This is a genomic window from Aestuariibaculum suncheonense (assembly GCF_014596935.1).
GTDB classification, from domain to species: Bacteria; Bacteroidota; Bacteroidia; order Flavobacteriales; family Flavobacteriaceae; genus Aestuariibaculum; species Aestuariibaculum suncheonense.
The window spans coordinates 1-246 of the sequence record NZ_JACVXC010000058.1 but is presented as its reverse complement, the minus strand read 5'-3'; the positions used below and the strand labels follow the sequence as shown (position 1 = coordinate 246).

Annotated in this window: 2 tRNA genes; both read left to right on the top strand. The window is 48.4% G+C overall.

Features of this window, described 5'->3' with window-relative positions:
* A tRNA-Val gene (locus tag ICJ84_RS16740) sits at positions 1-75 on the top strand.
* A 94-nt stretch (positions 76-169) separates the two neighbouring features.
* Positions 170-244, top strand: a tRNA-Val gene (locus ICJ84_RS16735).
* Positions 245-246: the final 2 nt, after the last annotated feature.

The window sequence follows — 246 nt, the reverse complement described above, 5'->3', positions numbered from 1 at the left end:
GGGCGCGTAGCTCAGTTGGTTCAGAGCACTTGGTTTACACCCAAGGGGTCAGGGGTTCGAATCCCTTCGCGCCCACAACAGTTAAACTACCTGATATGAATCAGGTTTTTTATTGACATATTGCGAGACTGATTTCAATTAGAAATAAACTCAAAACCCGAAAATATTCGGGCGCGTAGCTCAGTTGGTTCAGAGCACTTGGTTTACACCCAAGGGGTCAGGGGTTCGAATCCCTTCGCGCCCACA